At 68.5% G+C, this 448-nt stretch carries 1 pseudogene; it reads right to left on the bottom strand.

The features are described from left to right. A pseudogene (locus C6N31_RS42535) lies at positions 1–448 on the bottom strand (IS110 family transposase); the annotation flags it as partial.

The following is a 448-nucleotide window of genomic DNA, read 5'->3' as shown; positions in this document are numbered from 1 at the left end:
CGTGCAGCTGGTTCGCGACCCGGGTCGCTTCGCCGGCCAGGTCGTCGTCGAACCCGACGATCATTCCCAGCTCGGCGATCGTTGCGTCCTCGCCGTCGATCGCCCGCAGAGTGTGGGTGAGGGCGTGGGATGGGTCCGCGATGATGAACGTGTCCTTCGTCGGTCTTGGCCTAGCCCGGGTAGAGGTCGGCGATCCGCCGCATCGTCAGCCCCGGCAGATAGGCGACCGGGCAGCCCATGTCCCGCGCGGCCGCCAGCGGCAGGGCCCCGATCGAGGCCGGCTCATCGACCACGACGAGCACGGTCCCGTGCTTGGCCTGGAGTTTCGCGAACAGCTCGCGGAGCTTGGGTTCGGTGTTGGGCAGGTGCTTGTCGAAGGCTTTCTTCCCACCTGGTGTCGCGGCGGTGGCGTGGTGTTGCCCTTGCCGACGTCCAGGCCGAGGAAGAC

The organism is Streptomyces fildesensis, from assembly GCF_016107395.1.
In the GTDB taxonomy this organism is placed as follows: Bacteria; Actinomycetota; Actinomycetes; order Streptomycetales; family Streptomycetaceae; genus Actinacidiphila; species Actinacidiphila fildesensis.
Note: the sequence above shows the minus strand (reverse complement) of the source record. Positions and strands in the feature narration are given on the sequence as shown.